Origin of the sequence: Lysinibacillus sp. BNK-21 (assembly GCF_048684915.1) — a bacterium.
In the GTDB taxonomy this organism is placed as follows: domain Bacteria; phylum Bacillota; class Bacilli; order Bacillales_A; family Planococcaceae; genus Lysinibacillus; species Lysinibacillus capsici.
The window spans coordinates 224,652-238,312 of record NZ_JBLQTS010000001.1 but is presented as its reverse complement, the minus strand read 5'-3'; the positions used below and the strand labels follow the sequence as shown (position 1 = coordinate 238,312).

At 34.6% G+C, this 13,661-nt stretch carries 15 protein-coding genes; 1 reads left to right on the top strand and 14 read right to left on the bottom strand.

The window, feature by feature from the left end; genetic code table 11:
• Nucleotides 1–7 precede the first annotated feature (7 nt).
• The 8 genes from zupT to ACMGGO_RS01180 form a co-directional block, all read right to left on the bottom strand.
• Nucleotides 8–817, bottom strand: coding sequence for a zinc transporter ZupT (gene zupT, locus ACMGGO_RS01215; protein WP_016992734.1), 810 nt, complete (start codon nucleotides 815–817; stop codon nucleotides 8–10).
• Nucleotides 818–974: 157 nt separating this feature from the next.
• The gene (locus ACMGGO_RS01210; protein ID WP_054549609.1) at nucleotides 975–1,583 is read right to left on the bottom strand and encodes a phosphatase PAP2 family protein; all 609 of its coding nucleotides are present in this window, start codon (nucleotides 1,581–1,583) and stop codon (nucleotides 975–977) included.
• Nucleotides 1,584–1,668: 85 nt separating this feature from the next.
• Nucleotides 1,669–1,800 carry a hypothetical protein gene (locus ACMGGO_RS01205; protein ID WP_255349868.1) on the bottom strand — a complete coding sequence of 44 codons (132 nt, stop codon included), beginning with the start codon at nucleotides 1,798–1,800 and terminating at the stop codon, nucleotides 1,669–1,671.
• Nucleotides 1,801–1,839: 39 nt separating this feature from the next.
• Nucleotides 1,840–2,739: a hypothetical protein gene (locus ACMGGO_RS01200; protein ID WP_048394215.1), complete on the bottom strand. Its 900-nt coding sequence runs from the start codon at nucleotides 2,737–2,739 to the stop codon at nucleotides 1,840–1,842.
• A gap of 422 nt (nucleotides 2,740–3,161) precedes the next feature.
• Nucleotides 3,162–3,773 carry a response regulator transcription factor gene (locus tag ACMGGO_RS01195; RefSeq protein ID WP_225341057.1) on the bottom strand — a complete coding sequence of 204 codons (612 nt, stop codon included), beginning with the start codon at nucleotides 3,771–3,773 and terminating at the stop codon, nucleotides 3,162–3,164.
• Nucleotides 3,757–6,060 (bottom strand): sensor histidine kinase, encoded by a 2,304-nt coding sequence (locus ACMGGO_RS01190; RefSeq protein ID WP_233436267.1) that lies wholly within the window; start codon nucleotides 6,058–6,060, stop codon nucleotides 3,757–3,759. The genes ACMGGO_RS01195 and ACMGGO_RS01190 overlap by 17 nt, the downstream gene beginning before the upstream one ends.
• Nucleotides 6,051–6,209, bottom strand: a complete 159-nt coding sequence (gene comX, locus ACMGGO_RS01185) for a competence pheromone ComX (RefSeq protein WP_054549612.1) — start codon at nucleotides 6,207–6,209, stop codon at nucleotides 6,051–6,053. The genes ACMGGO_RS01190 and comX overlap by 10 nt, the downstream gene beginning before the upstream one ends.
• 12 nt (nucleotides 6,210–6,221) lie before the next feature.
• Nucleotides 6,222–7,124, bottom strand: coding sequence for a polyprenyl synthetase family protein (locus ACMGGO_RS01180; RefSeq protein ID WP_066038010.1), 903 nt, complete (start codon nucleotides 7,122–7,124; stop codon nucleotides 6,222–6,224).
• A gap of 340 nt (nucleotides 7,125–7,464) precedes the next feature.
• On the opposite strand from ACMGGO_RS01180, the gene ACMGGO_RS01175 reads away from it, so the two are divergent.
• Nucleotides 7,465–8,010, top strand: a complete 546-nt coding sequence (locus tag ACMGGO_RS01175; protein ID WP_103118905.1) for a hypothetical protein — start codon at nucleotides 7,465–7,467, stop codon at nucleotides 8,008–8,010.
• 740 nt (nucleotides 8,011–8,750) lie between these two features.
• Here the strand turns inward: ACMGGO_RS01175 and tnpA are convergent.
• The 6 genes from tnpA to ACMGGO_RS01145 all read right to left on the bottom strand — a co-directional run bounded on the left by tnpA (nucleotide 8,751) and on the right by ACMGGO_RS01145 (nucleotide 13,456).
• Complete coding sequence (gene tnpA / locus ACMGGO_RS01170; RefSeq protein WP_115673398.1) at nucleotides 8,751–9,227, bottom strand: IS200/IS605 family transposase; 477 nt, start codon at nucleotides 9,225–9,227, stop codon at nucleotides 8,751–8,753.
• A 170-nt stretch (nucleotides 9,228–9,397) separates the two neighbouring features.
• Nucleotides 9,398–9,712 (bottom strand): antibiotic biosynthesis monooxygenase family protein, encoded by a 315-nt coding sequence (locus ACMGGO_RS01165; protein ID WP_054549614.1) that lies wholly within the window; start codon nucleotides 9,710–9,712, stop codon nucleotides 9,398–9,400.
• Between the two features lies 1 nt (nucleotide 9,713).
• Nucleotides 9,714–10,739: a siderophore ABC transporter substrate-binding protein gene (locus ACMGGO_RS01160; RefSeq protein ID WP_054549615.1), complete on the bottom strand. Its 1,026-nt coding sequence runs from the start codon at nucleotides 10,737–10,739 to the stop codon at nucleotides 9,714–9,716.
• Nucleotides 10,740–10,801: 62 nt separating this feature from the next.
• Nucleotides 10,802–11,563 (bottom strand): ABC transporter ATP-binding protein, encoded by a 762-nt coding sequence (locus ACMGGO_RS01155; RefSeq protein ID WP_048394201.1) that lies wholly within the window; start codon nucleotides 11,561–11,563, stop codon nucleotides 10,802–10,804.
• Nucleotides 11,560–12,513 (bottom strand): iron chelate uptake ABC transporter family permease subunit, encoded by a 954-nt coding sequence (locus tag ACMGGO_RS01150; RefSeq protein ID WP_004231949.1) that lies wholly within the window; start codon nucleotides 12,511–12,513, stop codon nucleotides 11,560–11,562. Before ACMGGO_RS01150 ends, ACMGGO_RS01155 begins: the two co-directional genes overlap by 4 nt.
• Entirely contained in the window at nucleotides 12,506–13,456 is a 951-nt protein-coding gene (locus ACMGGO_RS01145; protein WP_048394199.1) for an ABC transporter permease, read from the bottom strand. Before ACMGGO_RS01145 ends, ACMGGO_RS01150 begins: the two co-directional genes overlap by 8 nt.
• Between the last annotated feature and the right edge of the window lie 205 nt (nucleotides 13,457–13,661).

Genomic DNA, 13,661 nt, shown 5'->3' with positions numbered 1-13,661 from the left:
TACTTACTTATGCTAATAATACTAAGCTAATGGCCATGACTGCCATTCCCCCTACTAGACCATACATCGACAAATGTGTTTCATCATATCTTTGTGCAGCTGGTAGCAATTCATCTAGTGAAATAAAGACCATTATCCCTGCAACCCCAGCGAAAACGATTCCAAACATGACATCTGTTAAAAAGGGCATAAGGAGCAAAAAAGCTACTAATGCACCTACAGGCTCTGCCAATCCTGATAAAAAGGATAATTTAAAGGCTTTCCTTCGATTACCTGTTGCAAAGAAAATAGGAACAGATACAGCAATGCCTTCTGGAATATTATGAATAGCAACTGCAATGGCAATAGCAATTCCTACATTCGGATCATTAATAGCTGACATAAATGTAGCGATCCCCTCAGGAAAATTATGAATGCCAATCGCCAGGGCTGTAAAAACGCCCATCTTCATCAAATGTTCTTCATTAACCTGTGGTTTGATGGCATTAACATCCTCTACCAGCTTTACTTCATGAGGATTAGTTGCCTTCGGAATGAATTTATCAATTAAGGCAATAAACAACATCCCACCGAAAAATCCAAGGATTGTCATCCAATAGCCATTAGTTGTACCTAATGCATTGGTTAAAGCATCTTTAGCTTTCACAAATATTTCTACAAGGGATACATAAATCATCACCCCTGCTGAAAACCCCAATGCTAATGATAAAAATTTTGTATTTGTTCTTGATGTAAAAAATGCTATTAAACTACCTACACCTGTTGCAAGTCCAGCAAACAGAGTTAATCCTAATGCCAGTAAAACATTTCCGTCCATACCCTTCTTCCTTTGCTCTTTTTCTTATTGTACTCATCTTAACGTAGAAGTTTCCTATACGCAATTCTTTTTTATGAGGCAAATATCATTCTTTACAATGTCTCGGTAAAATGTAAAAAAGCAGTATCTATCATAGAAATAGATACTGCCTGTCTTTTTATTTATGATTAGATTGAAATAAACGTTTACGACGTTCGTACCAAATGACACAGATGATAAACCAAGTATAGCCGATGCTCCAACCAGCAAGTACATCTGTAGCAAAATGTCGAGCTCCTGCAATACGTGATAAACCAATAAGCACCATTAAAATTGTTGCCCCAAGCCACAGAAGGATTTTACGTCCTTTACTACTATTCTCCGCTAAAATATAAGCAAGTGTAAATAAATAAAGTATACCAGTCATCGAATGTCCAGATGGAAAACTAAAGGATGTCAGTTGATCCTCAATTTCAGGTCGTGGACGCTGCTCCCATTTTTTTAGTAATTGGTTCAGAACATTGCCTGCCGCAAAAGTTAGGACAACAAATAGCATACCTCGATAATTTTTTTCCTTCCAAGCTAAATACACCATTAAAACTACTGCAACACCAACAACAAATTTAGGCTCACCTATATAATGAAAAATCTCAATAAATCGATTACCAAAAAAAAGCTCTGCCATCTTTGCATCAAATGTATTCATCAGCTGGCTTTGATAAGTGGCTCTTAATACAATAAAGACAATTAACGTTAAAACTGCTAATGGATATGCCCATTTTTTCATTTTTTCACCTCAAAAAACATTCATGCTATGTCCTTCACATCATAACACAAATAAATCTTTTCTGAATGAAATATAGGCCTTCATTTTAAGAAAGGTATACACCATTGACCTCTTGATAAATAGTGACTGATTCTTCTTCTGGTTTGTTAAAGTAATTGGAAACGGCCAATGCAACAATGAATAAAATGGCTACTATAGGTAGTATTCTTCTAAACATCCTAAACACTCCCTTATTCTTTTACTAGTCCAAATTTGACTACTTAATTAGCACTGGATCAAAAAGCCAATCTTTTGGACCAAAGTTTGCATCCTTTTCTCCTCTAACCTCACGTGAAATACCATATTTTATAATAGTTTCTCTAAATCTTTTACTAAACAAAGTCTTTCTATATAGATATCTTCCATCATGACTACACTCGGCTGAGTAGAAAACATCCCCTTTTAAGTTTTCCAAATCTTCATGATGATAAATATCAGGACCATTAATGACACCATTTAAACCACAACTGCACGGAGGTTGCTCAGTTGCAAAGTATAATTTAACCCTGTCCTTACTACACTCAGGGAGCATTTGTATAGGAATAATTTGATAAGCTGGCTGTTTGCCTTCTTCCGGACCTTGATGGATCACCTCTAAAAGCTCATAGCCTTCTAGTTTTTCTCTTTTCATTAATGATACTAGTTCCTCAGAAGCTACCCAATAACCATTTACATGCACTAAATGACGATCTTTCATCTGCGTAGTATCGATAACTATTGGTGATAACTGCTCTTTATCCATGAGCCCACAACACTTACAATGTGTACTCAAAGAAAATAGTGTCCCCTTATCTTCTAAGAACATTTCTGGTGAATTACCTGTTGAATTTAAAGTAAATAATGGTGCTCGTTCATACTCTAAATCTGAAAATTCAAAATAAAAACGTTCTCCAATTGAAACGATTCCAAATTCACGCTCTAATGACTCATATAAAGCTGTTACCTGCTCGTATGTTACATCTTCATTTAATGTAAAAATAGGATTAAATTTAGTTTTTAAGTTTCTTTTTCTCAATTCAGGCGCACCAATAGCAATACCATGACGATTATAAACGTTAATAACTTGATCTTGACTAGTTTCATCTATGGAAAACAAATTTTCAAGTTCTACTTTCACAATACACGCCTACCTTTATAAAGTTTTATGGTGAAGTATATTGACTAGCTAGTAACATTCTACAATCTACTAACGCTACTTTATTCATAGATAGTCAGGCTGCTTATTTAATAAAATGATTTATATATTACTCACTAAAGCAAATCTACTTAACCACTGTTAATTTAAGCGTACCAGTAGTTATACCGTTATTTCAACTTCGGGTTTACGCCAATTTTCTGGCGTGATTCAGACAAGTTTTTGGCGTGATTTGGCGGTTACAAAAAAACACCGCCACTTTTTTGGCGGTGTCTATCATATTTTATAGGTAATTTAGTACAGGGATATGGTTTTATTTTACTAAGGAAATATATAGGATATTTAATTCCCATAATGCCCCCTATTAATTGAAAAATATACCAACAGTATAACATAGAAATAGTTTAGAGTAAATTCATTCTCTCTGCAAGATTTACAGCTTCTGTTCGTGAATCTACATTTAACAAAGAAAAGAGTTGAGTTAAATATCTTTCCGTTGTACGTTGAGGAATATTTAATTCAATAGCGATAGCTTTATTTGTATGGCCCTCTGCAATGAGTCTTAGAATTTTCTTTTCCTTTTCATTTAAGTGAATATCTTTAGCACCTTGCAGTTTAAATTTATCATCCAGAAAATCTAAGAAATTTTTAGGTAAAACAATTTCACCGTTTGCAATTGCCCTTACTGTTCTTAATATTTGCTCTTTCGAAGCTGTTTTAGCTAAAATACCTTCTATTTTTCTTTCTAAAATGAGTGGATAATAATCCGTAATATCATCACCTGTGTAAAGAATAACTGAAGCATTTGACTGAATAGCCTTGATATTACGGGCTAGGTTAATTCCATTTTCTAATGGCATATTGATATCTATTAGATAGATATCGTACGGTTTATTCTTTATCCTTTGAATGACACAAGTTGCATCACTTTCCGTATCGATGATAATATCTTCATTCTCTTGAAATAAATTTTTAGTTCCCTCTAACACTATAGGGTGATCATCCACTATGAGCATCGTAATCAAGTGTTTCACTCCCTTCTTTCACCATGATTCTAATAAACATCCCTTCATTGATATTCGAGTCAATAGTAAATTGTCCGTTAAACGCTTTTACACGCTCTTGCATGCCTTGAATGCCCATTGATTCGGCTACTATAATGTCCTCTACATTACAGCCTACACCATCATCTTTATAAATAATTTCGAAACCATCGTTCATTTCTTTTAAGTGAATTTCAACTGATGCTGCATAAGAATGCTTCAACGCATTATTAAGTAACTCTTGGAATAAACGATAAATCATTAAATTCATACGCTCATCCTCTAAATAAAGACGGTCAATGGTGTAAATAAGCACGAAGTTAGCTCTTTCTTGAACTTTCCGAATCAATTTTTCCAAAGCTGCATTTAAACCTAATGTATCTAATAACGGTGGTTTTAGGTTTTCACAATAAGTACGTAATTCATGTAAGGATGCAACCATTTGTTTATGAATTTTCGCAAGCTTTTCTTGAATATCCGTTGTATTTTTTGCATTTACTAGGACATCCACCTCGCGGGCTATATGAAGTTGCTCCTGTAAATTGGTGTCATGTAACTCTTGAGCTAACTGGTATTTTTCTTCTTCAAATCTTAGCCATAATAGCTTATTCAGCCATGGTAACTGACCATCATCAGCTTGCTTCATATGCTTTAGTTCCTCTAGCAGTTCTTCCACCATCTTGGTATTTTCAATAAAATTATTTACATATAATAAGAGCAGTTCAAGCCATAAAAGCTCCTCATCTTTTAAATGAATTGTATTATTATGCCCTAGCACTAAAGCTCTTTTAAAATGTGCATCCTGATGGAGGAATGCTATATAAACTTTGTCAATTTTGCGTATTTCACCTAATCTGATATCTTCCATTATGTCAGGATCTATCGTAATACTTTCACCAGCTATTGGTATGAATTCATTTTTGTCATAGTTATATGTTAAGACAAAAACATCCTCTAACTCCAGATGCATGGAAACCTCATAAGCAAACTTTTCTAAAAGTTCGTCAATTTTAATTGTTTTCCCAATTTTATCTACGGCTGTATATAGCTGATGAATATAGTCACCCTTTGTGGAAAATAATATTTTCCGCTTGCGATAATCGACCTTCTCTTTTACGTAAAAAAGTATGACTAATGAAGAAAATGTAAAGAAAGATACCCCTGACATAACCGTCATGGTTAAATAACGCCCTGCAATAAAATATAGTCCCACTGTAAACCAAACAGTAAAGATTAAAGAGAATATAACATAATAACGTAATCTTGTAATATGGTACTCAATATCAAATAATCTCTCTGCTAATTGCGTAAAAATAAAGCTAAAGGGTATAAGCAATAAAAATAATGAGCTTATCTCAGATGAAAGTATATACGTATGAAAAAAAATTTTAGGGAGTGCATATAAAAAAAGAAATGGTAGAAACGGAATTAATATACTATTTAATAAAATTTTCAACTGAGGTGAGCTGTACTTAAAATAGCTTATTAATAAAATACTAAGGATGATCACTAGGAGAATAAAGAAAATAGCCAATATAACATTGGAAAGAATATCATTTGAAGCAGGATAAATAGTACCCATACATCCTAATACAAAAGCTATGAAAGGAAGTATATAAAAGAGCTTGATATTATTTGTAAACACCCAATTTGTTTTCACAAATGAATAATAATTTCTCAAAAAATGTAACAGTATAACTAAACATAACAGCATACTACTTCGATTTACGATAATGCCAATCGTATCCATTCTACCAGAGACACCACTACTTACATAGGCCAAAGAAACCGTTAACATAAAAAGAATTAGTAAGTCAGCTAATTTTGTATTCCTTTGTTTGAAATGTAAATAAAACGCTATAAATAATGTTAATAAATAGTAACAAGCTGGAATGATTAATACATAGATAAATTGTTGAGGGATATCCAAATGCTTAATATGTATATTGATTAGATCTCCATCGGGCTTCAGTATTGTTATTTCATTAGCAGATAAAATTTTAGATTTATATCTCAGTTGATTTAATTCATTGATGGGTTCATGATCTACAGTTAAAATTGCATCACCAACAGAAATATTTTGACCCTCTGCCCAGTCTTTATAATAAAGTTGAGAAATGACCCATTTGTCATTCTCTTCTTCTACCCCAATCTGTATATAAGGCTCGCTATAATTCACATAATTTAAATAAAAACCAATAATTAAATAGAGAATTATAGCGGGCCAAAACAACTTACTTCGCAACTTTCTTAGTTCCAAATATCACTTTCTGTATTCATTTCACCGTTAAACGCTTCTAAAATTGCTGTTTGCTCTACAGATGAAACTCCAACTAATGAGGCTTTTTGATCTTTTAATAGTGCAACTAGGCTTGGATTTTGCTCTAAATATTGGATTACATTAATCATTCTTATCTCTCCTCATTTCAATAGTTTTTGTAGGTATTCTCTACCTACCTGATTTATAGCTACATTTTCCAGGTAATTCAATGCTTTAAATTTATAGACGTTTTTTATGGTAATGGCATAACGTATCGCCCCACCATTTGTCAACGCGTCTTCTGTTGCATTATTATCCAAATCTGTAACTATATCATTATTATAATAGCTAGAAACAGATTTTGAAACATCATTTTTCTGTGATAATAGATAAATAATAGGAAGAGAATACCTTTTATTTAGCAGATCATTTTTAGGACCCCACGCCTTTAAGCTTTGAATATCATTTTTAATTTGTTGGATGATCCCTATGTATTTCCCATATTCCTCTACTTCTTGAGATATTTCTCCTTTTGCAAGTACTTCGCCAACCAAGCAACCCATCGCTGTTAATGAGCCGGATTTCAAGGTAATCATTTTTACATAGGAATCTTCATCGCGACAACTATTTAATAAGTCTAATTGCTGTCCATTTATACTTTTTAATGCGTATTCATCAACTAGCTTTATAGCCGCTCTTTTATGTTCAAAAGAGGTTTCATCTATTGTTTTAGATGCCATGACCAGCATAGCTAAAGCAACATTTAATGATAATTCAGGTGTTTTGTTCCAACTATAGTCTGAATCTTTATCCTGCAGATCATCAATAATATCAAAAGACAGTATTAAAAGTTCAATTGCAGCAGCTACCTTGTAGATATCTGGATTTATACTACTTGAAAATGCTTCATAATGCCAAAAACACATTTTACCAAAGGAAAAACCTACTGTTGTTTTTTCTTCTTTAAAGCTTTTTAGCATTAATTTTAGCTCTGGTCCAAGTAATAGCTCATTTTCTATAAGGATGTCTAATGATTCATTGATGCGCACATCTAAATCCTTCAATAGTCCTCTCTCCTATCTAGTGTATTAATAGATATTATATAGATTAGTGGGAATTAATACTAGTCACGCAATTATATAATACATTAAATACCATTAATTCCTTTATAAAGAGAGAGACCGCCAAAAAATGGCGTTATTCATACAAATCACGCCAGATTTTTGCTAATTATTACTAAAAAAATGGCGGTAGAGAACCAAGTACCGCCATTAAAGTGGCGTAAACTTACCATTGAAATGGCGCTCTAACAGATGTTACGCTTAGATTAGCAATAAAATATATTTATAAAGTCAGGATAGATTGATGAACATGAAATCTTTTTGTACTGGGAGTGACTTAAAATTGAATGAAACTGTTTTCATACTTACGGCTACTTTTTCATGTAATATCTCTGTCTCAGCTGAAGAAATTACAATTAAACAGCCTAGCAATGATCAACGACGAATTGAACAAATTATTATTCAATCTGAAGTAAAAGCCTATCAAGATACACTGGCTGCATATAAAAATATTTCACCCTATTCAAAATATATTAGTGATATTCCTGGATTTGAGGATACATTTCAACAAAAAAGAGATTATTATATTGAGCAATATGGCATTATTAGAATATCAAACGAAAGTATTTCTACTATGTCATTAGTCAATCCTTTCACTTTTGGATTAAATATAGATTCCCCTATAGTGTATGTAACGCCACATGACACAATTATTAATGCAAGAGGGCTAGTAATAGCGGCTAATGCATCTAATAATAACAATCATTCTGATAGTTTGGATGAGCTCTGTAATACCAGTATCTCAGGCTTGTCCATTAATGAGAACACCATATCCTTTAATATGGATTCGACATTTAGTAAATGGAGAAAACCATCTATTACACATTAACCTATACCCCTAGCTAAGCAGGTCACACTGATTGTGACCTGCTTTTTGAGTAATAAAACGACATCTCTACATAGTGTTGATAAACAAAGCAATCAATAGCATTTTTATAAAAGATGAAAATGAATTTCCGTTGCAGGCTACTTGCTTTCCTGTAGGCGAGCGCCGAATCGCTTCCTCCGCTACTGCTCCGTTTAAAGTTTTGCCTGTCTCGCTATTCCATGGTAGTCCAGTAGCCCACCACTATAAACCGCTTTTTAGCAAAGGTATTCAAATAAAGTGAAGGTGTTCATTACTCTTTATGAAGAGGTGTTGTCACGCATCACTTCTCCACATTGAAAATAAGAGCTTATCCCCTCTAAGAATACAGATAATGGGCTATTTGATTGTTATGCTACTATGAAAAAAGTAAAGACACTTTGCAGAATGGTTGATTGGAGTGGAGCCAACGTCACTCCTAGGGGATTTAGCGTCACTGAGGAGACCCTGGAGCGAGCGCAAGTGAGTGAAGCGGCTCATCGGACGCCCCCTGGAAAGGACGCTGGCGGAACGGAAATCAACCCCTCACCTTGCTAAAAGGGCTTTTTCTGCTAGTGACATTCTTTTTTCAACAATCAGAACCACCAGTCTAACTGGTGGTTTGCTCTACGCGTGAAACGCTGGGGTACTGGCCCATGTCTAAAGACACACTGAAAGGTCCGCCAACCGCACTCCGTTTTCACGCTACCACTAAAGTGGTTTTATTATTTTCGCTTTTTTGCTTGTATTTCTTCTCCTGTAAATGGATCAATGAATTCTTTCATGGTCATTTGATCCTCAAGAATATCCTCTTGCAATTGATTTTTTATATATTCCTGTATGATTTTTCTGTTTCGTCCTACTGTATCTACATAATATCCGCGACACCAAAACTTCCTATTTCCATATTTGTATTTCAGGTTCGCATGCCGATCGAATATCATTAAACTACTCTTCCCTTTCAAATAACCCACAAACGATGAAACACTTATTTTTGGTGGAATACTCACCAACATATGAATGTGATCAGGACAGGCTGTGGCTTCAATGATTTCTACTCCTTTTCTTTCACATAACTGGCGAAGAATTCTACCTATATCTGCTTTGATTTGTCCATAAATAATCTGCCTTCTATATTTTGGCGCAAAGACGATGTGATACTTACAATTCCATGTCGTGTGTGCTAAACTTTTATTATCCATTTGGAGCCCCTTTCGTACGAAGTCGGTTGACCAGACCTGATTTCATTGTACGGCTGGGGTTTTTTTCTTGTCCATAGCTAGAAGCTCTTTGGAACCCCTCGCATAGCAAGGGGTTTTCAAAATATACAACAAGAAAAGGTGTCTCAATCCCTTGAGACACCTTTAGATGATTAACCTTTTACATAATAAACTTCTTGTCCGCTTTCAATGATATGATCAGGCTTCGGTTTACCTGCACTTGCCTTATGGCCTGCAATATGCTCAGGACTCTTCTCCCAATTTTTCCATGCTTCTTCTGATTCCCAACGAACCATCACTAGCACTTCTTCATCACCGCGGCGAACTTTCTTTACAAGTACCTGCTTATCAATGAAGCCAGGTTGTTGTTCAAGTAATGAGGGACCGTTTGGCTTAGCACCAAAACGTTCCACAACCTTATCCGAATTCCCTTCCGTCACAACAATACGTTTAATTTGTACAAACATATTAGTTGAACGCCTTTAATACATCTTCAGCTTTTTGTGTTTCTGATTGTAAACCGCCACCTGAAAGGTACCAAATTTCTGGATCTAAGTAGAATACTTTACCGTTTTTCACAGCGTTTGTTGCACTTACAATTTCGTTTTCAATTGCAGCTTTAGTACCTGATTCACCGTTTTCATTTACAACAGCGTCACGGTCAATAACGAATAAGATATCTGGGTTTTTCTCACGCACAAATTCAAAGCTTGCATTATCACCATGTGATTCGATTTTGAAGCCACTAGCTTCAGCTACAGCTTTTACACCATATACATCATGAATCACACCGAAACGTGAACCAGGACCGAATACTGATAATGAACCTTCACTACCTAAAACGATTAACGCTTTTTCTTCTGTTGCAGTAGCCTTAGCTTTTACTTCTTCTACTTTTGCTTCATATGCAGCAATTGCATCTGCCGCTTCTTTTTCTTTACCAAAGATTTTACCAGCTAATTCTGTATTAGCTTTGAATGACTCTAAGAAGTTAGTATTATCTACACCAATGTATACTGTAGGAGCAATTTTAGATAATTCAGCATAAGCTGCTGAAGCACGACCAGAGATGAAAATAATATCTGGGTTAATTTCAGATAATTTTTCATAATCAGGCTCGAATAATGTACCTGCGTTTACATAAGTACTATCTTTAAACTTGCTTAAATATGCTGGTAATGAGTCTTGTACCACTGCTGTAGGATTAACGCCTAAAGCATCTAATGTATCTAAGAAACCATTATCAAAAACGACAACTTTTTCTGGCATTTTATCAAGTGTTACTTCTTCAAATGTTGTACTACCGTCACGACCTTCAACTGTGCTACCTGGAATTGTTAGTGGATATACTGATGATTCTTCATTTTGTTCCTCAGCTGGTTTGTCAGTTGAAGTACCTTTATCATCTTCTTTTGCTTCATCTTTCGAACCGCAAGCAGCTAATACTAATAGCATCATTGCCATTAATACCGTAAGTAATTTCCATTTTTTCATTGTGAAATTTCTCCTTTAATTAAATGATTTGATAGTTAGATGTTCATCATCTGGAACTATTTTTACGAATTAAAATAAACACAAATTCGACAGCCATCCTGCTCTTGAACAGGAATATCCATATCATAAATTTCCTTCAATGCATGTGAGTTAATAATGTCATTTGTAGGACCATTTTTAACAACACGGCCATCTTTTAATGCAACAATATGGTCAGAGTAAACAGAAGCAAAATTAATATCGTGTAAAACGATAACCACTGTTTTGCCTAACTCATCAACCAACTTACGTAAAATCTTCATAATCTGGACAGAATGCTTCATATCTAAATTATTTAATGGTTCGTCCAGTAAGATATATTCAGTATCTTGGGCAATAACCATTGCGATAAATGCACGCTGACGTTGACCACCTGAAAGCTCATCTAAATAATTATGTTGCATATCTTCTAAATTCATATAGCGAATAGCTTCATCCACTTTTTCTTCGTCTTCAGGTTTTAAGTGTCCTTTTGAGTAAGGGAAACGGCCAAAAGATACAAGCTCACGAATCGTTAGACGAACATTCATAAAGTTTGATTGCTTTAAAATCGATACACGTTTAGCGAAATCATCTGATTTCCAGCTACGTACATCTGCCTTATCGAGTAGTACTTCGCCAGTATCTGCATTCAGTAAACGACTCACCATAGAAAGTAGCGTGGACTTCCCTGCACCATTCGGTCCAATAAACGATGTGATTTTTCCTGAGACAATATCAACACTTACATCTTGAACGACAGGTTTTTTACCAAAAAACTTTGTAATTTCTTTGACTTGTATCATCCTGCTGACCTACTTTCTCTTAATAATAAGTAGATGAAGTAAACCCCACCCACAAAATTAATAATGACACTCAGTGTAGTAGTGAAACTAAATAAACGTTCAACCATCCACTGTCCACCGACTAAAGCTACAACACTCATTACACAGGAGCCAGTAATTAAGATGGAATGCTTGTATGTTCTGAAATACTGATATGATAAATTTGCAACGATTAAACCAAAGAACGTGATCGGACCAACAAGCGCTGTTGAAACAGCAATCAAAATTGAAGCTAAAATTAACATACGTTGTACCAGCTTATCGTAAGGTACACCTAAATTTATAGCTGTGTCTCGTCCTAGAGACATGACGTCTAATTGATTCATGTGACGAGCACCGTAGATAAACGTTATTAAAATGATAACGCCTGCTAGCCAAACTAAATCTGAATTAACATTATTGAAACTTGCAAACATTTTACTTTGTAAGCCTAAAAATTCATTCGGATCTATTAATACTTGGAAGAACGTCGTAATACTTCCTAAAAACGTACCAACAATCATTCCAACAAGCAGTAAAAAATAAATCGGTCGCTTTCCTTCTTTAAACAATACTCGGTAAAAAATTAAAGCGAATAGAATCATCGCCCCAATTGCAAGCGTAAAATTATAGTAGATATTAATAACTAATATGGATGTAGAGCCAAAGAAGAAGTAGATGCATGTTTGAATTAACATATACAAAGCATCTAAACCCATGACACTTGGGGTTAAAATCCGATTATGTGTAATTGTTTGGAAAACTACTGTTGAATAGGCAATCGCTATACCCGTTAATGCCATTGCCACAACCTTTATGACACGGCGTGGAAAAGCATAGTGATAATTACCATTGAGTTCCCAAAATAAATATAGAACAACTGCTATAACAGCGAGACCTAGTAAAATGAACATTTTTGTACGATTACGCATATGCTCTCCCCCTAAACAACATGAATAGGAAGATGGCACTTCCAATTACACCAACAGTCATACTTATTGGTATTTCATAAGGGAAAATCAGTACTCGTCCTAAAATATCACAGAATAACAAGAATGACATACCAAGTAATGCTGTGTGCGGCAAGGTTTTTGCCAGATTATCACCTTTAAACAGGGAAATAATGTTCGGAATAATCAAACCAAGAAATGGAATGATACCGACTGTTAACACCACTGTTGTGGAGATAAGAGCTACCAACACCAAGCCTAAATTGACTACAAATTTATAGGATAGACCAAGATTTTTTGCAAAATCCTCTCCCATCCCAGCTACTGTAAAACGATTTGCGTAAATGTAAGCTAAAATGAGTATTGGTACACTTACGTATAACAGTTCGTAACGGCCTTTCATGATTAATGAGAAATCTCCTTGTAACCATGCAGAAATGTTTTGGATAATATTCGCCTTATATGCAAAGAATGTTGTAACAGAGGACAAAATATTCCCAAACATTAAGCCAATAAGCGGTATAAAAATCGCATCTTTAAACTTAATTCGGTTTAATATTTGCATAAATAGTAATGTGCCGGCTAAAGCAAATATGAAAGCGAAGGAAATTTTTTGGAAATACGTAACGTTCGTAAAGAACATCATGGAAATCAATACACCCAACCGTGTGGCATCTAATGTACCAGCTGTTGTTGGTGAAACGAATTTATTCCTACTTAAGCTTTGCATAATTAAACCAGCAATACTCATACCTGCACCCGCTAGCAAGATTGCAACAAGTCTAGGTACACGACTAATTAAAAATAGTCTAGCTTCTTCTGATTGGAAGTCTAATAGGTCGCTAGGCTTAATATCTACTACTCCGATAAAGAGCGACACAATAGACAGCAAAACAGTTGCTGTTAAAAGATATCTTATTTTCATAGTAATCCCCGGTAGATTTCATTTTTGTGTGTAACTCACTTATTAGTGAAAATGATTATCATTACTCACGATTTCCATTATAAGCATGATTTTATTCTCAGTCAACCAGCAAATGAGAATTATTCTCGTTTTATTAATGATTAACTAAAAAATATGCCAAATTAACGAAATATCAGCATTACCGTAAATTAATCAACAGAAATAA

Excerpts from the sequence above, each read along its gene's own strand:
- zupT (WP_016992734.1), bottom strand. The coding sequence starts at position 817 with ATGGACGGAAATGTTTTACTGGCATTAGGATTAACTCTGTTTGCTGGA.
- ACMGGO_RS01210 (WP_054549609.1), bottom strand. The coding sequence starts at position 1,583 with ATGAAAAAATGGGCATATCCATTAGCAGTTTTAACGTTAATTGTCTTT.
- ACMGGO_RS01205 (WP_255349868.1), bottom strand. The coding sequence starts at position 1,800 with ATGTTTAGAAGAATACTACCTATAGTAGCCATTTTATTCATTGTTGCA.
- ACMGGO_RS01195 (WP_225341057.1), bottom strand. The coding sequence starts at position 3,773 with ATGCTCATAGTGGATGATCACCCTATAGTGTTAGAGGGAACTAAAAAT.
- comX (WP_054549612.1), bottom strand. The coding sequence starts at position 6,209 with ATGATTAATGTAATCCAATATTTAGAGCAAAATCCAAGCCTAGTTGCA.
- tnpA (WP_115673398.1), bottom strand. The coding sequence starts at position 9,227 with ATGGATAATAAAAGTTTAGCACACACGACATGGAATTGTAAGTATCAC.
- ACMGGO_RS01165 (WP_054549614.1), bottom strand. The coding sequence starts at position 9,712 with ATGTTTGTACAAATTAAACGTATTGTTGTGACGGAAGGGAATTCGGAT.
- ACMGGO_RS01160 (WP_054549615.1), bottom strand. The coding sequence starts at position 10,739 with ATGAAAAAATGGAAATTACTTACGGTATTAATGGCAATGATGCTATTA.
- ACMGGO_RS01155 (WP_048394201.1), bottom strand. The coding sequence starts at position 11,563 with ATGATACAAGTCAAAGAAATTACAAAGTTTTTTGGTAAAAAACCTGTC.
- ACMGGO_RS01150 (WP_004231949.1), bottom strand. The coding sequence starts at position 12,513 with ATGCGTAATCGTACAAAAATGTTCATTTTACTAGGTCTCGCTGTTATA.
- ACMGGO_RS01145 (WP_048394199.1), bottom strand. The coding sequence starts at position 13,456 with ATGAAAATAAGATATCTTTTAACAGCAACTGTTTTGCTGTCTATTGTG.